The organism is Xanthomarina maritima (genome assembly GCF_008084905.1).
Taxonomy (GTDB): Bacteria; Bacteroidota; Bacteroidia; order Flavobacteriales; family Flavobacteriaceae; genus Xanthomarina; species Xanthomarina maritima.
In genome coordinates, this window is the sequence record NZ_VSFC01000042.1 from 85,506 (window position 1) to 107,811 (window position 22,306).

Sequence of the window (22,306 nt, forward strand, 5' to 3'; positions counted from 1 at the left end):
ACCTGCATCATATATCCATATAAGTAATAACCACTTGCTAACAATAAAAATATGGCAGTAACTAATACTAAAAATTGGTTTTGAACAAACGCTTTCCAGATTGGAACACCTTTAGATTCTGACACATCTACTCCTTTAGCCTCGGCAAAACGGTTTAATGTACGTCTTACTAACACTAAAGCTAAAGCTAATAAAGCAAACAATAAAGCTAAAGCTCCTAATATTATTTTATTTGAAATTCCAGATTCTGCTGTAGCTTGTCCAGCTCCAGAAGCAGCACCAGCAACTTGTGCAGGAACCTCAGCTTCTTGGGCTGTGTATGCCAAAATATGGCTTATATCTTCATCAGATAACTGTGGGAAAGCGGTCATTGCTGCGCCACTATACTCATCATAAATCTTTGCTGCATATGCATCACCCGATTTAAGAACAGCAGAACTATTACGTATCCATGCTGCAAGCCATTCTCTATCTAAACCTTGTTCATCTGCTAATCTCTGCTCTACATGACGAAGTGCAGGACCAGTCATCTTTTTGTCTAATTTATGACAAGCTGCACAATTGGCATTAAATAAAGATTTTCCTTTTTCTGTGTCGCCTTCTTGAGCGAAAATTGAAGTTGAAATTGTTAGAATAAAAATTAAACTTAACTTAAGAATATTTCTGCCTAACTTACGGTTACTCACCTGTTTCATATTAATGGTTGAATTAACGTCTAAACTTTGGTATGATTTTTTCACTAATGTGAATGAAAAATACAATTATAAAATCTCTCGCAAAAGTAACATTTAAAGTCGATTTTGAAAATGTTAGGGAAGTGTTAATTGGTAATTTAGAGGAATTCTAAATAATAAATACCTATATAATTTAGTTTATAAGGTATACATTTGCATTAAATAATATTGAAAATTAATAATTTGAACATGAAAATAAGCACATTTACAGTTATTTGCATTCTTTTTTTTAGCAACTTAAGCATTGCTCAACAAGGTACGCTTACAATAAATCAAGATAAGGATATTGATAAATTATTGACAATAAAAAAAGAAATGAATGAGTCTGAAAACACTTCAGATAGATATAGAATTCAAATTTATTCAGGCAATAGGTCTGAAGCTGAAAAAACAAAGAGTACATTTAAAAGTTTAGATATTGATTTGCCTTCAAAATTAGTTTATGAAACACCTAATTATAAAGTTTGGGTAGGAAACTTTAGAGATAGACTAGAAGCAGATAGAGCCCTAAAAAAAGTAAAGGAAAAGTTTCCAGTTGCCTTTATTTTTAAACCTAAAAAAGAAAAAGACTTATAAAAAAAAAGCGACCAATTGGTCGCTTTTTTATGTTTCAATAGAAACTATTTCAATTTCTTTTTAACTTCTACCTCATGGTAAGCTTCAATAATGTCACCTTCTTTAATATCGTTATAGTTTTTAATTTGCATACCACAATCATATCCTTTAGCAACTTCTTTTACATCGTCTTTAAAACGTTTTAATGAGCTTAATTCACCAGTGTAAACAACTACACCATCTCGAATTAAACGAACTCCGGAGTTTCTAAATATTTTACCAGAAGTTACCATACAACCAGCAATACTACCAATTTTAGACACTTTAAAGATCTCTCTTATTTCTGCAGTACCAGTAATTTCTTCTTTAAGCTCTGGAGATAACATACCTTCCATTGCATCTTTAAGATCGTTAATAGCATCATAAATAATTGAGTACATTCTAATGTCGATTTCTTCTTTATCTGCTATTTGACGTGCATTACCCATTGGTCGAACATTAAATCCAATAATAATAGCATCAGAAGCTGTTGCTAATAAGACATCACTTTCAGTTATTGGTCCAACTCCTTTATGGATAATATTTACTTGAATTTCTTCAGTAGATAATTTTTGGAACGAATCTGTTAATGCTTCTACAGAACCATCTACATCTCCTTTTAATATGATATTTAATTCTTGGAAGTCTCCAAGAGCAATACGTCTACCTATTTCATCTAATGTAATATGACGTTGAGTTCTAACTGATTGCTCACGTTGTAACTGTGTACGTTTAGTAGCAATTTGTTTTGCTTCACGTTCGTCTTCAAAGACAGAAAATTTATCACCAGCTTGTGGTGCTCCATCTAATCCTAAAATAGATACAGGAGTTGATGGACCTGCTTCTTTCACCTCATTACCACGTTCATCGTGCATGGCTTTTACTTTTCCACTATTCTTTCCTGCAAGAACGTAATCTCCTACTTTTAAAGTTCCAGCTTGAACTAAGATAGTTGACACATATCCTCGGCCTTTATCTAAGAATGCTTCAACTACTGTTCCTATTGCTGGTTTATTTGGATTTGCTTTTAACTCTAATAATTCAGCTTCTAACAATACTTTTTCTAACAATTCATTAATACCAGTTCCTACTTTAGCTGAAATATCATGAGATTGAATCTTTCCTCCCCAATCTTCAACTAATAAATTCATACTGGCTAACCCTTCTTTAATCTTATCTGGATTTGCTGTAGGTCTGTCTATCTTATTGATTGCAAATATAATTGGCACTCCTGCTGCTTGAGCATGAGCTATTGCTTCTTTGGTTTGAGGCATAATATCATCGTCTGCAGCAACTACAATAATGGCAATATCTGTAACTTGAGCACCACGAGCACGCATAGCTGTAAAGGCTTCGTGACCAGGAGTATCTAAAAAGGCTATTTTTTGACCATTTTCTAACTGAACTCCATATGCTCCAATATGTTGTGTTATACCACCAGACTCACCAGCAATGACATTTTCTTTACGGATATAATCTAAAAGAGATGTTTTACCATGATCTACGTGACCCATAACTGTAACTATTGGTGCACGTTCTACTAAATCTTCAGGTTTATCTTCTACTTTTTCTAATGATTCTTCAATATCTGCAGTAACAAATTCAACTTGATATCCAAATTCTTCTGCTACAATACTTAGCGTTTCAGCATCTAGACGCTGATTCATGGTAACCATCATTCCAAGTGACATACAAGCTGAAATAATTTGTGTAACAGAAACATCCATCATGGTTGCAACTTCACTTGCAGTAACAAATTCTGTTACTTTAAGGATTTTACTTTCTGCTGCTTCTGCTTGTAAATCTTTTTCAGTTTGTTCTCTATGTTGGTCTCTTTTATCTCTACGATATTTAGCCCCTTTTCCTTTACTAGATTTTCCTTGAAGTTTTTCTAGTGTTTCTCTAACTTGCTTTTGAACTTCTTCTTCACTAGGCTCTTCTTTAACAATGTTTCTTCTTCCTTTTCCAGCTCCAGGTTTTCCTTTAAACCTATCGTTTCCTCCTCTTGAAGCATTTCCATTTCCAGATACATTTCCAGATCCAGGAGCTCCTGCTTTACTTATTCTACGACGCTTTTTCTTGTTACCAGAAGTTGCTTTGTCGTCTTTCTTTTTATCTTCTTTTTTCTTTTTAGGTTTGTTAAATTGCGTTAAGTCTATTTTATCTCCAGCAATTTTAGGCCCTGAAAGTTTTTGATATTTTGTTTTTAAAGTTTCGTCTTCTGCTTGAGGCTCGACTTTAACAGAGTCTTCTTTTTTAGCAACTTTAGGCTCTTCTTTTTTAGCAGCTTTTTCTACTACTTTTTCAGGTTCTTTCTCTTTAGGTTTTTCTTCAGATACTTTTTCCTGAACTACTTCTTTAGGCTTTTCTACTTCTACCTTTTCTTCTTCTTTTTTGACTACTTCGGCTTCTTTCTTTTTAGGCTCTAAATCTATTTTACCTACTTGTTTTGGTCCAGACAAAGTAGATTTTGCTTTAACAACTTCAGCTTCTTTTGCAGCAGCTGCCTCTCTTAATGCTCTAGCTTTTTCTTTTTCTTCAATTTCGCGTTCACGTTGTTCTTTTAAAGCTTCTTTCTCTTTAATCTTAGCTTCACTAACTTCTTGAGATGCCATTTTTTTATTTGCATCTGTTTGAAATTCGTCTGAAAGAATGTTGTAAACTTCGTCTGAAATTTTTGTAGTAGGACGTTTCTCTATTTCGATGCCTTTGGTATCTAAATACTCAACTGCACGATCTAAAGAAATGTTTAACTCCCGTAATACTTTATTTAATCTAATAGTTTCAGCCATAAATTGCCTTTAATATAACCTAAATATATGTTATTCTTCAAATTCTTCTTTTAGAATTCTAATAACGTCAATAATTGTTTCTTCTTCTAAATCTGTTCTTTTTACCAAATCAGCTACTTCCTGTTCTAGAATACTTTTAGCTGTATCTAAACCAGCTTTACTGAATTCAGCAATAATCCAGCTTTCAATTTCATCTGAGAATTCTGACAACTCTACATCTTCTTCTGCTCCTTCTCTAAACACATCAATCTCATAACCTGTTAATTGTCCTGCTAAACGAATGTTATGACCACCACGTCCAATAGCTTTACTAACTTCTTCTGGTTTTAAGATAGCTTCTGCACGTTTGTTTTCTTCATCAATTTTTATAGATGTTACACGCGCTGGACTTAAAGCTCTAGTAATATACAACTGTAAATTGTTTGTATAATTAATTACATCTATATTTTCGTTTCCTAATTCACGAACAATTCCATGTATTCTAGATCCTTTCATACCAACACAAGCTCCTACTGGATCTATTCTATCATCGTAAGAATCTACTGCTACTTTAGCTTTTTCCCCTGGAATTCTAACCACATTTTTAATAGTGATTAATCCATCGAATACCTCAGGTATTTCTTGTTCGAATAATTTCTCTAAGAACGTTGGAGAGGTACGAGACATAATAATTGCAGGTTTATTACCTTTAAGCTCAACACTTTCAATAATACCTCTAACATTATCTCCTTTTCTAAAGAAATCTGAAGGAATTTGTTTTTCTTTTGGTAAAATAATCTCATTCCCTTCATCATCTAACAAAATAACAGCTCTGTGACGAATATGATGCACCTCTGCCGTATATATTTCTCCAACTAAATCTTTAAATTGCTTATAGATATTAGTGTTGTCATGCTCGTGTATTTTAGATATTAAGTTTTGTCTTAATGCTAAAATAGAACGACGACCAAGATCGATTAGCTTTACTTCTTCAGATACATCTTCACCAACTTCAAAATCTGGTTCAATTTTACGAGCTTCAGATAATGAGATTTCTTGATTTGGTTCTTCAACTTCACCATCAGCAACAACTACACGATTTCTCCAAATTTCTAAATCTCCTTTGTCTGGATTTATAATAATATCAAAATTATCATCATCACCAAATTTCTTTTTTAAGGCATTTCTAAACACATCTTCAAGAATTGCCATTAACGTTACACGATCTATTAATTTATCGTCTTTAAATTCCGAAAAAGAATCAATTAACGCAAGATTTTCCATATCTCTATTGATTTAAAATTTTATCATAACTTTTGCTTCTACAATATTTTCATAGGCAATTTCTGCCTCATTTTGCACAGTTACCTTTCCTTTACCAACTGGTTTTGGCTCTCTAGATTTCCACTGTACTATAATGTTGTTGTCTGTTGCATTTATAAGATCTGCTTCTATAATTTTATCTGCTGTTTTTATCTCTATAGTTCTACCTATATTTTTCTTATACTGTCTTTTATTTACTAAAGGAGCTGTTGCTCCAGCAGATGCTACTTCAAGAGAAAAATCTTGTTCTTCTCTATCTAAATTATGCTCTATGGCACGACTTATAAACATACAATCTTCTACAGTCACACCATGATCTCCATCAATAACTACTTTAATTGTATTATCCTCGGAAATAGAAAAATCGATTAAAAACAAATATTGTTTTTGCTCTAATCCTTCTTTTAATAAATTTTCTACAGTTGTTCTAAACATTTTTTGTATAAAAAGAGGGGACTTTCCGTCCCCTCATATCTCTTAATTCTTACAACGGTGCAAATATACAACATTTATATTGATTTACATAATGATTGAAATGTCATTTTTTATTCTTAATTTTATTGGCATCTTTTTACTGACATTTAAATCCCAACTATGAAAAAAATATTAGTACCAACTGATTTTTCAAAAGAAGCCGAAAATGCTTTAAAAGTAGCTGCACAATTAGCAAAAAAATACAATAGCGAAATCTATTTAACTCATTTATTAGAACTTCCTCTTCACCAAATAGACGCTTTAAGCCATCATAGCGAATTACCAGAAGCTGTCTTTTTTATGAAACTAGCTCATAAAAAATTTGAAGATGTATTGTCTAAAAAATATCTTGAAGGTATTACTGTTCATGAAACAGTTGATTTTAATCAATCTTTTTCAGGAATTTCAGATACAGCCAAACAAAATAAAGTTGATTTAATTATTATGGGCTCTCATGGAGCCTCGGGTTTTAAAGAAATGTTTATTGGTTCAAATACAGAAAAGGTGGTTAGAACTTCTGAAGTGCCTGTTTTAGTTATTAAAAACGAACATAGAGATTTTGATATTAATGAATTTGTATTTGCTTCAGATTTTAATAACGACAATAAAGAAACTTACAAACAAGCCACAAGTTTAGCAAAAGCTTTTGATGCTAAAATACACTTGTTAATGGTTAATACTGCAAATAATTTTCAAACTACTGAAAAAGCTAAATCTAGAATTACCAATTTTATAAAGGGTATTGATTTTGAAAATTATACTATTAACATTTATAACGATGAAAATGTAGAAAAGGGAATTCTAAATTTTTCTCATAATATAAATGCCGATTTAATTGGAATTAGCACTCATGGCAGGCAAGGGATTGCACATTTTTTAAATGGTAGCATAAGTGAAGATCTAGTTAATCATGCAAAAAGACCTGTAATAACATTTAAGATTTAAAATTTTTTGAAACAAAAAAGCCTTTCAAAATAAATTGAAAGGCTTTTTTTGTTGGCCTACTAGGGCTCGAACCTAGACTCTTCTGGACCAAAACCAGACGTGTTGCCAGTTACACCATAGGCCATTGTGTAATTGAGGTTGCAAATTTAAAACAAAGTTTTGTTTGCGCAAGTATTTTTTGCAGAAAATAATTTCTAAAACCTTAACGTTTCCTTAAAAGTATTCCATATAACATAATTATTGTTAAATTCGCTTCTTGTAACAAACATAGATTTTATGACACATTTCAGCTTTAAAAAATGGAATACACTATTAGGATGGTTCTCCTTTTTAATTGCATTAATTACTTATAGTCTTACAGTAGAACCTACAGTAAGTTTCTGGGACGCTGGCGAATACATATTAACATCCTCTAAATTACAAGTAGGTCATCCACCTGGAGCTCCATTATTCCAAATGTTTGGTGCATTCTTTTCTATGTTTGCTTTAGAACCTAGCCAAATTGGATTAGTCATGAATTTAATGAGTGCTGTTGCTAGTGCTTTTACTATATTATTTATGTTTTGGAGTATTTCTTTACTTCTAAAAAAACTAGTGAAACATCAAGGAGAATTTACTCAAGCTAAAAAAGTTGCTGTTCTAGGTAGTGCATTTGTAGGAAGTTTAGCTTTTACATTTACAGATTCTTTTTGGTTTAATGCTGTAGAAACTGAAGTTTATGCTATGGCTACCTTAATTATGTCTGTATTATTTTACTTGGGTTTACGTTGGGAACAAGACATGGATAAACCTCGTGGAAATAGATGGTTAATTCTAATTGCTTTTATAATTGGGCTTTCATTTGGAGTTCATTTCATGGGCTTATTAACTATTCCTGCCATTGGTTTAATTTATTATTTTAAAAACTATAAAACTGTTACAGTTAAAAATTTCATAATTGCTAATGTGGTATCAGTTGCTATCTTATTATTTATTTTCAAACTTCTTTTACCAAATGCTCTAAAACTGTTTAGTGCTTTCGAAATTTTCTTTGTCAACACCATTGGATTACCATTTAATTCTGGAACTATTATAGCTGGGATTTTATTAATTGCTTCATTTTATTTTGGAATTAAATATACTAGAGACAAAAATTACAAACACCTTAATACAGGTATTTTGTGCCTAATGTTCATCTTTATCGGATTTTCATCTTGGCTAATGTTACCTATTCGTGCGAATGCCGACGTGGTTATTAATGAAAATGATCCTTCTGATGCTAGAGAATTACTTGCATATTATAATTTAGAACAATATCCGGAAACACATTTGTTTTATGGTCCATTATTTACAGATCAATATTCAGGATTGGATGAAAATGAGCCATATATTGACGATAAGCCTAATTATGAAAAAGATCTCAAAACTGGGAAATATGTTATTATAAACGACTGGAAAAATGCCAAACAAAATTACAATCACGAGCATGCTGCTATTTTACCAAGAATGTGGAGCCAAGAGAATGCAGAGAATTATATGCTCTTTTCTGGATTTTTAGATTTTAAACTAAAACCAGAATACCAAATGGAGAATGAATTGCGTAAAGCCATTTCTGACTTCAAAAATGATGTCGCTCAAGGTGCAGTTGATTATGAAGACTATCATAATTTTTTAAAACAATTTGGACAATATATAGATGTTGAAAAACCTTCCTTAGGAAATAATATAGCTTACATGTTAGAGTATCAGTTAGGCTATATGTATTGGAGATATTTTTTATGGAATTTTGCTGGAAGACAGGATGATATTCAAGGAAGGTATGATAATCATGGGAATTGGCTTAGTGGTATTAAACCTATAGATGAATGGCATCTTGGCTTTTCTCAAGACAACTTACCAAGCGATGTTAAAAACAACAAAGCCAGAAACACGTATTACTTTTTACCCTTAATTTTAGGACTTATTGGGCTTTTCTTTTTGTTTAAAAAAGATAAAAAAACATTTTGGGTTATGATGGCGTTTTTCCTTTTTACAGGATTAGCTATTCAATTTTATACCAATGTAAGACCTTTTGAACCTAGAGAAAGAGATTATTCGGTAGTAGGTTCATTTTACGTGTTTGCTATTTGGATTGGATTTGGTGTGTATTCACTATATGAGATCTTAACTAAATACACCTCATCTAAAATGTTAGCTCCTACAGTTACTTTAGTTTGCTTAATTTTAGTGCCTGGCATTTTAGTTTCAAACAATTGGGATGATCATGATAGATCTGGAAAATATACTGCTAGAGCCATGGCAAAAAAATACTTAGACTCCTGCGAAGAAAATGGAATTTTATTCTCTATTGGTGACAATGACACTTTCGCTTTATGGTATGCTCAAGAAATAGAAGGTTACAGAACAGATGTTCGCGTTGTAAATACGAGTTTGTTTCAAACAGATTGGTATATAGATCAAATGAAACGTAAAGCCTATGAAAGTGACCCTATCCCTTCGCAATTAACACACGACCAATATAGATATGGCACTAGAGATTATATCATGAAAAGACAAATCTCTAAAGACACGATGCTTATTAAAGATTTTTTAGATTTTGTTTCTAGCGAAAATCCAAGAACAAAATTTAGATATATTCTAGAACAACAAGGAGATGACCCAAGTTTTTATCCATCACAATTAATTAATTCAAATTATTTCCCTGTTGAAAATATTAGAATCCCTGTAAACAAAGAGAATGCTCTAAAATCTGGGATTGTTAAAGAGAAAGATGTTGATGAAATAGTTGACTATTTAGATATTACAATTACAGATAATGCCATATATAAAAACAGACTACTTATGTTAGATATTGTTGCCAATAACGATTGGAAACGACCAATATATTTTACTGGAGGTGCTTTTAGTGATGAAGATTATATCTGGATGAAAGACTACTTACAATTAGATGGTATGTGCTATAAATTGGTTCCTATAAAAACACCTGTTGATAGAGCAAATCCGTTTGACATGGGACGCGTTGATAGCGATTTAATGTATAACAAAGTTGTTAAATGGGATTGGGGAAATAGTGGAGATACAGACATATATCACGATACAGAAACTCGTAAAAATTCTATAACTTATAGAGGTAATTTAGCAAGACTTGCTGAACAATTAATAAATGAAGAAAAATTATCTAAAGCAGAAGAAATAGCAGACATTGCTATGGAACATATGCCAGTAGAACAATTTGGATATTATACTTTATTAGAACCTTATATAGGCATCTATTATGAAGTAGACTCTGATGAAAAAGCTAAAAAACTATATAAAGATGTCTCTAAAAAATATCAAGAAAATCTAACATATTACAGCAAACTAGATGTTGAAAGTCAATACAGACTAATAGAAGATATTTTAACAGATATTGAAAGATACAAAGGAATTCTTGATGTTTTACAGGAATATGACAAGGCTTTTTATAAAGACGAATCTTTAATTTTTACTAACTATTTAAACTTATTTGGCCATTTTTATGAAGGAATTGGACCAGAAACTATACCTGATACAAATCCAGATTTAATGCAAGAAGAAGCTATAGATAGTTTACTTTTAGATTTAAATAACTAAACTTTATGGCATTTATTCCAGCCAAAATACCTCTTATAATAAAGAGAATATTTCCTAAATATATCTGGAATATGTCTTTAGAAGAAAACGTTATTTACCTAACTTTTGATGATGGTCCAACACCAACTGTTACTGATTGGACCTTAGATGTTTTAAAACAATTCAATGCCAAAGCTACATTCTTTTGCATTGGAGATAATGTGCAAAAACATCCTAATATATTTCAAAAAATTTTAAACCATGGACATGCTATTGGCAATCATACGTTCAATCATCCAAATGGCAGGAAAACTAAAACTCAAGACTATTTAGAAAATGTCAAGCAGGCTCAGGAAATAATAACCTCTCAAATTCAAGAATCTAAAACTATTAATCATCAGCCTTCAATTGTGAATCTCTTTCGTCCTCCATATGGGCAAATAACAAAAGATCAAGGTCGTAAATTAATTAAATTAGGATATAATATAATTATGTGGAGTGTTTTAGCTTTTGATTGGACTTCTAAAACAAGTAAAGAGAAATGTTATAAAAATGTTGTTAATAACACAAAAAACGGAAGTATCGTTGTTTTTCATGACAGTGATAAAGCTTCAGAAAATATGATGTTTGCATTACCGAAAATGTTAGAACATTTTAGTAAAAAAGGTTTTAAATTTCAGGCTTTAAATCTAAACCCAAAATAAAATTAAACAAATTCTTGAATTATCCCTATTAAGGTATTGGCATCTTGTTCACCACTATGGCGCCATTTCATTTCACCATTTTTATAAATAATTAATGTTGGTAAGCCTTTTACTCTTAGAGCTTCGGCTAACTCTTTATTTTTATCTACATCAATTTTTATAACTTTTGCTTTGTCTCCTAAAGCAGCAGCAACATCTCTTAAAACTGGATGCATGGCAGTAGACTGATCATTCCATTCGGTAAAAAAGTCAAGTAGTACAGGAATGTCTACATCTATAAGTTCCCCAAATTTTGACATACTTTTTAAGTTTTAAGTCAAATGAATTTATACAAACCTACGTATTTTTTTCATATTTTGTATATATGCCTTATAAATAGTAAGTTTCAACTAATATGTAATATAAAATATTCCTTTTATAAGGACAAAAATTACTTTCATTAAATTACACTAATTCCTTCCCCTTTTTAAGCACTATAACTGTTATTTCTGGCCAAATACCTACTCTTCCTGGATAACCAAGGTATCCAAAACCTCTGTTGACATTTATATACTGACCCATTTCTTTATAAATACCAGCCCAATATTTATAACGCCATTTTATTGGGCTCCATTTAATCCATCCTGGAATTTCAATACCAAATTGCATTCCATGTGTGTGTCCACTTAGGGTTAATTGATATGTATAGTCATCATCAATAACCACATCTTCCCAATGTGAAGGATCATGACTCAAAAGAATTTTAAAATCATCTTTATCTATACTTTCAGATGCTTTCTTTAAATCTCCAGCTTTTTTAAAAGGTCCTCTTCCCCAATTTTCTACACCTATAATTGCTAAACGTTCACCATTTTTTTCAATAAACCGATTCTCGTTTAAAAGTAAATCGAATCCTATTTCCTGTTGAATTTGTTTTAATTCTTCTAGATTTTTTATTTTATCATTTTGATTTTCCCAATCTACATAATCTCCATAATCATGGTTTCCTAATATAGAATAGATGCCATCTTTGGCTTTTAAGTTTCTAAAAACATCTTTCCAAGGAATCATTTCTGACGCTTTGTTATTTACCATGTCTCCTGTAAAAAATATAGCATCAGATTTTTGTTCATTCACCAAGTTAACTGCATATTTTATTTTCTCTCTATCGTCAAAACTACCAGAATGAATGTCACTAATTTGAGTTAATTTATATCCATCAAAAGCTGGTGGTAAATCATCAAAATGCAGCGTATATTTCAAAACTCGAAAATCATATTTTCCTTTATACATGCCATACAACAAAGATGAGAATGGAATAGCAGCTATACCTAAAGCTATCTGACTGACAAATTTTCTTCGAGATGGTACATAAAAATTCTTTTTAGAAGGTGAAAATTTATGATATAACCCTGAGAAAAATCGAACAATATCTTCGCTAAATAAAATAGGAGCAATTACCAAACTAAAAGACATAAAAGCTAATAAAAATCCAAAAGCTTCACTTTTAGGTTGAGATAACACTCGACTATCTGAAGCTATTGTAAATTGAAATACAAAATTCCCAATTACTAATAGAGCTAGAATTATAAATGCTATATAAATCCATTTATTTTTAGTGAGTGTTTTAATAGCTTGATAGCCATATACCACTAAAAATACATAAATAATAGAAAAAATAATCCAACGTTCCATTTCTAAATTTTACTCAAAGATAATTGAATTGATTCATTCTCACGGATTTAAAAAAAACTTTAACCATCTGTTAAGATTTACTATCTTTCCAATGCTGAAAAGAACTTCTTCTAATGAATCGTATTTTATCTTTTTTATTACTTTTTATTCTTATTACAAATTGTACAAATAATACATCTATAGGTTCGGCAAAAAAAGACAAATCTTTAATTTTTTATGTTAATCCATTTATTGGAACTGGAGGTCATGGACATACTTTTCCAGGAGCTACCATACCTTTTGGAATGATGCAACTCTCACCAGATACAAGATTAGATGGTTGGGATGGTTGTTCGGGCTATCATTATTCAGATAATTATATTTATGGATTTTCGCACACACATTTAAGTGGCATAGGAGTTTCAGATTATGGAGATATTTTATTGATGCCTACTAATGAAGTTGTATTTAAAAATGGGTCCGACAGAAAAAAAGGGTATCGAGCACATTTTTCTCACAACAACGAAATTGCTGAGCCAGGTTATTATAAAGTCCTTTTAGATTCTACTAACATTGATGTAGAACTCACGGTTTCTAAACGAAGTGGTATTCATAAATACAACTTTCCTAAAGATTCCAAGCAAATTGTTATTTTGGATTTAGAACATCGTGATGAAGTTTTAGATTCTAAAGTTAATGTGTATTCAAACACCGAAATTGGAGGTCTTAGGCATTCCAAAGCTTGGGCAACAAATCAAATGTTATTCTTTAATATTCAGTTCTCGAGGCCTTTTAAAAATATGACCTTTTTAAACGATTTAAGTGAAGGAAAAAACGTGAAAGCAGCTTTTGAGTTTGATTCAAATGAAAGTGCCATTCTCGAAATAAAAATCGGAATTTCGGCAGTAGATGAAATTGGCGCCAAAAAGAATTTAGATGAAGAAATAGGAAATAAATCTTTCGAAAAAATTAAAACTGAAGCCCAAAATACTTGGGAAGCCCAATTAGAAAAGATTGTTGTTGAAAGTGATAACGATGATTACAAAACCAACTTTTACACATCGATGTATCATGTGAGTATTGCGCCTAACTTATATCAAGATGTTGATAGACGTTATCGAGGCATGGATTTAAAAATTCACGAAACCAAAGATTTCGACTATTATACGGTTTTTTCACTTTGGGATACTTATCGAGCTACACATCCACTTTACACCATTATAGAACAAGAAAAAACTAACGATTTCATCAATACATTTTTAGCTAAATATGACGAAGGTGGCATCATGCCTATTTGGGATTTGTCAGCTAATTACACAGGATGTATGATAGGTTATCATGCAGTTCCTGTAATTGCAGATGCCTATTTAAAAGGAATTCAAAATTACAACGTTGAAAAAGCCTTTGAAGCCATGCTACATTCAGCTAAACAAGATAAATTAGGCTTAAAATCTTATAAAGAATTCGGATTTATTCCAGTAGAAGAAGAAAGCGAATCCGTTTCAAAAACTCTTGAATATGCTTACGACGATTGGACCATTGCGCAAATGGCAAACGCTTTAGGAAAAAAAGACATTTACAAAACGTTTTCTGAAAGAGCTCAATATTACAAAAATGTTTTAGACCCAGAATCACAATTTATGAGAGGTCGCTTTCGAAATACCTGGTTTGCACCTTTCGATCCTTACGAAGTTAATTTTAACTACACCGAAGCCAACTCCTGGCAATACAGTTTTTATGTGCCACAAGACATTTCTGGGTTTATGAATATGCTTGGTGGGAAAAACAAACTAGAAGCAAATTTAGATGCATTGTTTACAGCTAAAGCTGAAACTTCAGGAAGAGATCAAGCAGATATTACAGGACTCATAGGCCAGTATGCACATGGAAACGAACCGAGTCACCACATGGCGTATTTATATAATTTTGTAAACAAGCCACATAAAACACAAGAGAAAGTGCATCAAATTATAACCGAATTATATAAAAATGCTCCTGATGGCATTTCCGGAAATGAGGATTGTGGTCAAATGAGTGCTTGGTATATTTTTTCATCTTTAGGTTTTTATCCAGTTACACCAGCATCTAACCAATATATTATTGGAACACCTTTATTTGAGAAGGCTTCTATCAATTTAGAAAATGGCAAAACATTCACCATTGTCTCACAGAATTTAAGCGATACTAACATTTACATTGAAAATGCCACTTTAAACGGAATGCCTCTAGAAAAAACTTATATCAATCATAATGATATTATGCAAGGTGGTGTTTTGAAATTTCAAATGACAAACGAACCAACTTCTTGGGGAAGTATTGAAGGTCAAGAACCAAAAACAGAAATCATAGACCATCTTATTGTTCCTGCTCCTTTTATTACAAAAGGTGATGTGGCTTTTAAAGGTGAAACTGAAGTTGCTCTTGAAAATGTTGATAAAAACACTTCCATTTTTTATAGTTTAAATGGTGAAGAATTTCTGTTATACAAAAACTCTTTTACAATTTCTGATGCATCAAATCTAAAAGTCTATTCAGAAATCAACAATACAAAAAGTGCTACCATTTCAACTGATTTTTATAAAATAGATCCAAATATTTCAATCATTTTGGAAACTGAATATGCCAATCAATATAATGGTGGAGGGCCGAATGGCTTGATTGATGGTATATATGGCACGACTGATTTTAGAACAGGAACTTGGCAAGGTTATTTTGATAAAGATGTTATAGCAACCGTTGATTTAGGCTCTGAAAAGGCAATCAATTCAATTTCTGTAAACTTCTTAAAAGACCAGCGTTCGTGGATTTTCTATCCAACCGAAGTTGAATGTTTGGTTTCTAATGATGGTAAAACCTTTAAATCTGTAGGTATTAATAAATTTGAAGACATTAGGCCAACTGACGAAACAGACATAAAATCAGTTGAGTTTAAACAATCAAATAGTAATTATCGTTACATAAAAATCATCGCTAAAAAGCTTGGAGTTTTACCTGAATGGCATATAGGTTATGAGCATGATGGCAGAAGTTGGTTGTTTGTAGATGAAATTATAATTAAGTAACTATGGCTTTCAATTATTTAATACCAATGCTAGAAGTAGAAAACATGGATGAGACCATAGAATTCTACGAAAACATCCTTGATTTTGTATGCGTTAAACGTTCACAAAATGCATGGTCTCTGATGCAAAAAGATGAAGTAGCTATTATGTTCTCTGATCGTTTTTTTAAAGAAGAACATCCTAATACATTTATGACTGGCAGTCTTTATATTTATTCGGATAACGTAGATGTTCTATGGCAAATTCTAAAAAATAAAGTAAATATTGCTTATCCATTAGATAATTTTGAACCAGGAAAACGTGAGTTTGCTATCTTCGACAATAATGGGTACCGTATACAATTCGGGCAAGATTTAAATACCAACTAATATGTCAGAAAAAAAATTGTATCGTTCTTCATTCATCTTATTAACCCTGTTATTTTTCCTTTGGGGTTTTATAACAGTCTTAGTAGATTCATTAATACCTAGACTTCGAGAATTATTTACCTTGTCCTACTTTCAAGCAGGATTGGTTCAATTTGCCTTTTTTGGAGCTTACTTTTTACTATCCATTCCTGCAAGTTATATTTTATCGAAAATAGGTTATAAAAAAGGCATCATATTCGGGTTACTTACTATGGCTTTAGGTTGTTTACTTTTTTATCCTGCTGCATCTTATCGTGTTTTTGGAATCTTTATGTTAGCCTATTTTATTTTAGCTGGTGGCATGACCATTCTACAAGTAGCTGCCAATCCGTTTGTGGCTGTTTTGGGTTCTGAAGAAGGCGCTTCAAGCCGTTTAAATTTATCCCAAGCTTTCAATTCACTAGGTACTGCTATTGCTCCTGCCGTTGGAGCTTTATTCATTTTAAGTGACACCATTAAAAGTAAAGATGAAATTGCTTCTTTAACTGGAATTGTAAAAGACAGCTATTTGATATCGGAAGCCTCTGCTGTTCAAAAACCTTTTTTAGGACTGGCACTATTTATTATTCTAATTGCAGGAATTTTTCTTTTTGCAAAACTTCCTAAAATGATTAGTGAAGAACATACAGGAACCTATGCTGAAGCATTTAATAACAAAAATTTAATGTTTGGAGTTTTGGGCATCTTCTTTTACGTTGGAGCCGAAGTGGCCATTGGAAGCTACTTGGTTAACTACTTTCTTGATATGAATTTAGTTGATGTTATAAAAGAAAATAGCTTTATGAAATCTATTGCTGAAGGCATTTTAAATTCTGGAATCACCGAAAAAGACAGCAAAGCCATTGTTGGTGTCTTTGTTACTTTTTATTGGTCTGGCGCTATGATTGGTCGGTTTGCAGGCGCTTATTTAACCAAAATTATAAGGCCTGGAAAAGTACTTGGTCTTTTTGCAACAATTTCCATGGCTCTAATATTTATTTCCATTAGCACAACAGGTTTAATAAGTATGTGGAGCATCTTAGCAGTAGGCTTATTTAACTCCATCATGTTTCCTACTATCTTTACTTTAGCTATTGAAGGTATAGGAGATTTAAAACCAAAAGCATCAGGACTACTCTGTATGGCTATTGTTGGTGGTGCAATTGTACCTCCATTTTATGGTTTACTTACGGATAACGTGGGCTTTAAATCAGCCTTATTATTTATTGTAATCTGCTATGGTTATATTTTATGGTATGGTTATAAAAATTCTAAAAACAAATTACAAAATGTTTAGAAAACTAATATTATTACTAATTATAGGACTTGCATTTGCTTGTAAAAATGAAACAACTAAAAACGAAAACGTAGAAGAAACAACAAGTTTAAATGTACCAACAACTTATTATACACAATACGTCAATCCTTTTATAGGGACTAGTAAAATGGGACATGTATTTCCTGGAGCTACTGCACCTTTTGGTATGGTTCAATTGAGTCCTCAGACCAACTTTGAAGTCATGTTTGAAGATGGAAAATACAATACTGAAACCTATGAATATTGTGCTGGTTACCAATATCGTGACTCAACCATCATTGGATTTGCACACACCAATTTTAGTGGCACAGGACATTCGGATTTAGGTGATTTGCTTATCATGCCAACTACAGGAGATTTGGTTCTTGATCCATTAGAAACTCCTGAAGGAAGCAAAGGCTTTTATTCTACTTTTTTACATAGTTCTGAAGAAGCTTCTCCAGGTTATTATAAAGTAGATTTGGATAGCTATAATATTCAAGCTGAAATGACTGCTAGTGAACGCGTAGGTTTTCATCAATATACATTTCCAAAGTCCGATAATGCACATATTATTTTAGATATGGTTTACAATATTTATCATCACGACAATAAAAATGTGTGGACTTTTATTCGTGTTGAAAACGATTCCCTAATTACAGGTTATAGGCAAACCAAAGGTTGGGCTAGAGATAAGAAAGTATTTTTCGCCATGCAATTCTCAAAAACTTTCAAAAGTTATGGTCATAAAAAATATGATGAAGTGATTTATGATGGTTTCTACAGACGTTTCAATCAAACTGAAAATTTCCCTGAAATGGCTGGAAAAGACCTAAGAGCCTATTTTAATTTTGACACTGAAGAAGGTGAAAAAATTCAATTGAAAATGGCTTTATCTAATGTGAGTTCTGCTGGAGCATTGAAAAATCTGGAAGCCGAAATTCCTCATTGGGATTTTAACAAAACCTACGAAGAAACAAGTGATAAGTGGAATAAGGAACTTTCAAAAATTGAAGTAGAAACATTGACAGAAGATGATAAAACAACTTTTTATACAGCCTTATATCATACCAATTTATCTCCTATTATTTACGAAGATGTCGATGGACAATATAGAGGTTTGGACCAAAACATTTATGTGTCTGAAGATTTTACAAATTATACTATTTTCTCACTTTGGGACACCTATCGTGCTTTGCATCCATTATTCAATATCACACAACCTCAACGCAACAACGATATGATAAAATCCATGTTAGTACATCACGACCAAAGTGTGCATAACATGTTGCCTATTTGGAGCCATTATGCCAATGAAAATTGGTGTATGATTGGCTATCATGCTACTTCTGTAATTGCAGATGCTATGGTTAAAAATGTGGGTGATTTCGACAAAAAACATGCTCTAGAAACATCAGTAAACACAGCTAATGTAAGATATTTTGATGGTTTGGGAGATTATATTGATAATCATTATGTGCCAGATGAAAAAAGTGGTTCTTCAGTTTCCATAACATTAGAATTTGCATACGATGATTGGTGTATTGCCCAAATGGCAAAACAAGTTGGTAATACTTCAATTGAAACAGAATTCCTAAATCGTTCTGAATATTATAAAAATGTGTATGATCCTAAAATTGGCTTTATGAGACCAAAATTGAGTGATGGGACTTTCAGAAAAAATTTCGATCCAATGGATACACATGGACAAGGTTTTATTGAAGGGAATGCTTGGAATTATGGTTTATATGTTCCTCAAAACATTGATGAAATGGTCGATATAATGGGAGGAAAAGAACGCTTCACACAACATTTAGATTCTTTGTTTACCATGGAAATTGAAGACAAATATATTGAACAACATGAAGACATTACACGAGATGGTATAATTGGAAATTATGTACATGGCAACGAGCCTGGACATCATATTCCGTATTTATATAATTGGACAGGTCATCCAGAAAAAACACAAGCTCGTGTAAGAATGATTATGGATACCATGTATGGCCCCACAGTTGAAGGTTTATGTGGCAATGATGATGCTGGACAAATGAGTGCTTGGTACATTTTTAGTAGTCTAGGCTTTTATCCTGTAACTCCTGGTTCACCATATTATGCTTTGGGAAGTCCTCTGGTTAAAGAAGCGAAAATTCATTTAGAAAATGGAAATACGTTGACCATTACTGCCAAAAATCAGAGTAAAGACAACGTGTTTGTGCAAAGTGTGTCTGTAAACGGAAAGCTAATAGAAGATCACTTACTATCGCATCAAGATATCATGAATGGAGGTGAGCTTATTTTTGAAATGAATTCAACTCCAAAAAAACAATAAAATTCCCTCCTTAGAAGGAATAAAAATAGATTTAAATAATGAAACGAAGAAATTTCATAAAAAAAGCATCTATAACAGGAGTTGGCTTTGCAGTTGGAAGTGTATTGGTAAATTGTGAGGAAAAATACAAGAAAAAACTCGAAGAATCATCCGTTGCTAATGCAACTGATGGCAATGGAAAGGGTTCAATTCCATTAGTTGTAGCTACTTGGCATGTTATTGATGCTACTGCAAAAGCTATGGAAATTCTCCAAGCTGGAGGCAGTTCTCTTGATGCAGTAGAACAAGGCTGTATGGTTGAAGAAGCCGATGAAAAAGGACAATCTGTTGGCAAAGGTGGTTTGCCAGATCGTGAGGGAAATGTCACATTAGATGCTTGCATTATGGACAAAAACGGAAATTGTGGTTCTGTAGTTTACCTTCAAAATATCACTCATGCTGTTTCAGTTGCCAGAAAAGTTATGGAAGAAACACCACATGTTATGCTTGCTGGAAAAGGCGCCGAACAATTTGCAATAGAACAAGGCTTTCAACCTGAAAATTTACTTACTGAGACCTCAAAAGAAGCTTGGGAAAAGTGGAAAGTAGAATCTGAATACAAACCCATTATCAATATTGAAAATCACGATACCATTGGCATGCTTGCAATTGATATAAATGGAGATATTTCTGGTGCTTGTACCACAAGTGGTTTGGCATATAAAATGGCTGGACGTGTTGGAGACAGTCCGATAATTGGTTCTGGATTATTTGTAGATAATGAAATAGGAGGATGTGTGGCTACAGGTTTAGGTGAAGAAGTAGTAAAAACTGTTGGTAGCTTTTTAGTGGTTGAATTGATGCGTCAGGGGAAATCGCCACAAGAGGCTTGTAAAGAGGCTATAAGGAGAATTGTCAACAAACCAAACAGCAATTATAAAAACTTTCAAGTAGGTTATATTGCAGTAAATAAACAAGGTGAAACTGGTTCATACTCAATTCATCAATGGTTTAGTATGACCAAGTTTCAAGATGGTGTGAATGAACAGATTCAGTCTGATTATTTTAATAAAGCTTAAAACCATTTAATGGTTAAATCTACCAGTTTCTGTTTCAAATTAGTATAAGGTGGTTTCAGGAAATCGACTGCTCCTAATGTATGTTGTTTTAATAGGGAGCGTTGGTTTGTAAATTCTAAAAAGCCAAAATAACCATGAGATTTTCCAATTCCACTATTATTCGATCCTCCAAAAGGTAAATTATGATTTAAGTATTGTAGCATATTGTGATTTACACATGTGCCTCCTGCTCTAGTATTATCAATAATAAAATCAGTATTTTTTTTACTTTTACTATAAATATAAAGCGCCAAAGGTTTTTCTTTTGAATTAATATAATCTACTGCTTCATTTAAATCTTTGTATGTCTTTAAAGGTAATATTGGTCCAAAGATTTCTTCTTGCATGAGTTGGCTCTCTTCATCTAAAACACTTATTAAGGTTGGTTCAATATAATTGTCTTCCACATTATAATTCCCTCCAGATTCTACTTTTGAGTTTCTATTTTTTGAATCTTCCAAACTATCTACTAATCGCTTAAAATGTTTTTGATTTACAATACGACTATAGGAATCGGAAGCTTCAGCATTTTCAGAAAATAATTCCGTAATCTGTTTTTTAAAGCTTTTTACAAAATCACCTTTAATTCGCTCATCAATTAACAAATAATCTGGTGCTATACATGTTTGACCTGTGTTAGTAAACTTTCCATAAATAATTTTACCTACGGCCTTCTCTATATTTGCTGTTTCGTCTACTATAGTTGGAGATTTACCTCCTAACTCTAAGGTTACAGAAGTTAGGTGCTTAGAAGCCGCATTCATTACTATTTTTCCAACTGCTGGAGAACCAGTAAAAAAGATATGGTTAAATGGTAATTTTAATAACTCTTGAGAAGTTTCAACTTCACCTTCAATTAAAGCTACTTCGTTTTCATCAAAAAGATCTGCTATTATTTTAGACATAACTTTTGAAGTATTAGGCGTCATTTCAGAAGGCTTTAAAATGACCGTATTTCCACCAGCAATAGCTGAAATTAATGGCCCAAATGTTAAATTAATTGGGTAATTCCAAGGTGAGATAATTAAACAAACCCCTTTAGGTTCGTTTATAATATAAGAACTGCTACCAAACAAAGCCATTGGTGTTGAAACTTGCTCTCTTTTTAACCAGTGTTTTAAATTTTGGGTGACGAATTTAATCTCATCTATAACTGGATAAATTTCTGTGAGGTCAACTTCTAATTGAGGTTTTTTAAAATCTTGATATAAGGCATCTCGAATTGCTTGTTTATTAGTATGTTCAATAGCATCTTTTAGTTTTTTAAGTTTTTTTATACGCTCTTTATAAGTGGTATTTCCTATATAAAACTGATTCGCTTTTTGTTTATTGAATAATTCAGAATAGGTATTAGAATCTTTCAT

15 protein-coding genes, 1 tRNA gene and 1 pseudogene (1 of these 17 running past the window's edge) are annotated in these 22,306 nt (G+C 32.1%); 9 read left to right on the forward strand and 8 right to left on the reverse strand.

From position 1 onward, the window contains the following. Positions 1–695, reverse strand: a pseudogene (locus tag FVF61_RS07995) (cytochrome c3 family protein) (it extends 635 nt beyond the left edge of the window). A 228-nt stretch (positions 696–923) separates the two neighbouring features. Between FVF61_RS07995 and FVF61_RS08000 the strand changes: the two are divergent. After that, on the forward strand, positions 924–1,310 hold the full coding sequence (locus FVF61_RS08000) for an SPOR domain-containing protein (protein WP_148455121.1): 387 nt from the start codon (positions 924–926) through the stop codon (positions 1,308–1,310). Between the two features lie 44 nt (positions 1,311–1,354). On the opposite strand, the gene infB is transcribed toward FVF61_RS08000, so the two are convergent. From infB to rimP, 3 genes are read right to left on the reverse strand one after another with little or no spacing between them, the layout of a single operon-like run. Continuing rightward, positions 1,355–4,120 carry a translation initiation factor IF-2 gene (infB, locus tag FVF61_RS08005; protein ID WP_148455123.1) on the reverse strand — a complete coding sequence of 922 codons (2,766 nt, stop codon included), beginning with the start codon at positions 4,118–4,120 and terminating at the stop codon, positions 1,355–1,357. A 30-nt stretch (positions 4,121–4,150) separates the two neighbouring features. Next, positions 4,151–5,383: a transcription termination factor NusA gene (gene nusA / locus FVF61_RS08010; protein WP_148455125.1), complete on the reverse strand. Its 1,233-nt coding sequence runs from the start codon at positions 5,381–5,383 to the stop codon at positions 4,151–4,153. Between the two features lie 12 nt (positions 5,384–5,395). Further along, positions 5,396–5,857, reverse strand: a complete 462-nt coding sequence (gene rimP / locus FVF61_RS08015) for a ribosome assembly cofactor RimP (protein WP_148455127.1) — start codon at positions 5,855–5,857, stop codon at positions 5,396–5,398. Between the two features lie 159 nt (positions 5,858–6,016). Between rimP and FVF61_RS08020 the strand changes: the two genes are divergently transcribed. Further along, positions 6,017–6,841: a universal stress protein gene (locus FVF61_RS08020; RefSeq protein WP_148455129.1), complete on the forward strand. Its 825-nt coding sequence runs from the start codon at positions 6,017–6,019 to the stop codon at positions 6,839–6,841. A gap of 51 nt (positions 6,842–6,892) precedes the next feature. On the opposite strand, the gene FVF61_RS08025 is transcribed toward FVF61_RS08020, so the two are convergent. Then, positions 6,893–6,965, reverse strand: a tRNA-Gln gene (locus tag FVF61_RS08025). Positions 6,966–7,117: 152 nt separating this feature from the next. Here FVF61_RS08025 and FVF61_RS08030 point away from each other — a divergent pair. Next, positions 7,118–10,432, forward strand: a complete 3,315-nt coding sequence (locus FVF61_RS08030) for a glycosyltransferase family 117 protein (RefSeq protein WP_148455131.1) — start codon at positions 7,118–7,120, stop codon at positions 10,430–10,432. Between the two features lie 5 nt (positions 10,433–10,437). Then, on the forward strand, positions 10,438–11,115 hold the full coding sequence (locus FVF61_RS08035; RefSeq protein WP_148455133.1) for a polysaccharide deacetylase family protein: 678 nt from the start codon (positions 10,438–10,440) through the stop codon (positions 11,113–11,115). Between the two features lie 2 nt (positions 11,116–11,117). Here FVF61_RS08035 and FVF61_RS08040 read toward each other — a convergent pair whose 3' ends face one another. Further along, on the reverse strand, positions 11,118–11,414 hold the full coding sequence (locus FVF61_RS08040) for a thioredoxin family protein (RefSeq protein ID WP_148455135.1): 297 nt from the start codon (positions 11,412–11,414) through the stop codon (positions 11,118–11,120). A gap of 145 nt (positions 11,415–11,559) precedes the next feature. Next, the gene (locus FVF61_RS08045) at positions 11,560–12,789 is read right to left on the reverse strand and encodes a metallophosphoesterase (RefSeq protein WP_148455137.1); all 1,230 of its coding nucleotides are present in this window, start codon (positions 12,787–12,789) and stop codon (positions 11,560–11,562) included. A gap of 113 nt (positions 12,790–12,902) precedes the next feature. Here FVF61_RS08045 and FVF61_RS08050 point away from each other — a divergent pair, with 113 nt between their 5' ends. Genes FVF61_RS08050 through FVF61_RS08070 form a run of 5 tightly spaced genes read left to right on the forward strand, consistent with a single transcriptional unit; the run spans position 12,903 to position 20,903 of the window. Next, positions 12,903–15,830, forward strand: coding sequence for a GH92 family glycosyl hydrolase (locus tag FVF61_RS08050; RefSeq protein WP_148455139.1), 2,928 nt, complete (start codon positions 12,903–12,905; stop codon positions 15,828–15,830). A gap of 2 nt (positions 15,831–15,832) precedes the next feature. Next, entirely contained in the window at positions 15,833–16,198 is a 366-nt protein-coding gene (locus FVF61_RS08055) for a VOC family protein (protein ID WP_148455141.1), read from the forward strand. A gap of 1 nt (position 16,199) precedes the next feature. Beyond that, positions 16,200–17,513 (forward strand): sugar MFS transporter, encoded by a 1,314-nt coding sequence (locus FVF61_RS08060; RefSeq protein ID WP_148455143.1) that lies wholly within the window; start codon positions 16,200–16,202, stop codon positions 17,511–17,513. Then, complete coding sequence (locus FVF61_RS08065; RefSeq protein WP_148455145.1) at positions 17,506–19,845, forward strand: GH92 family glycosyl hydrolase; 2,340 nt, start codon at positions 17,506–17,508, stop codon at positions 19,843–19,845. The genes FVF61_RS08060 and FVF61_RS08065 overlap by 8 nt, the downstream gene beginning before the upstream one ends. A gap of 38 nt (positions 19,846–19,883) precedes the next feature. Continuing rightward, positions 19,884–20,903 (forward strand): isoaspartyl peptidase/L-asparaginase family protein, encoded by a 1,020-nt coding sequence (locus FVF61_RS08070; protein ID WP_148455147.1) that lies wholly within the window; start codon positions 19,884–19,886, stop codon positions 20,901–20,903. Here FVF61_RS08070 and FVF61_RS08075 read toward each other — a convergent pair. Next, positions 20,900–22,306, reverse strand: coding sequence for an aldehyde dehydrogenase family protein (locus tag FVF61_RS08075; RefSeq protein WP_148455149.1), 1,407 nt, complete (start codon positions 22,304–22,306; stop codon positions 20,900–20,902). The genes FVF61_RS08070 and FVF61_RS08075 overlap by 4 nt on opposite strands.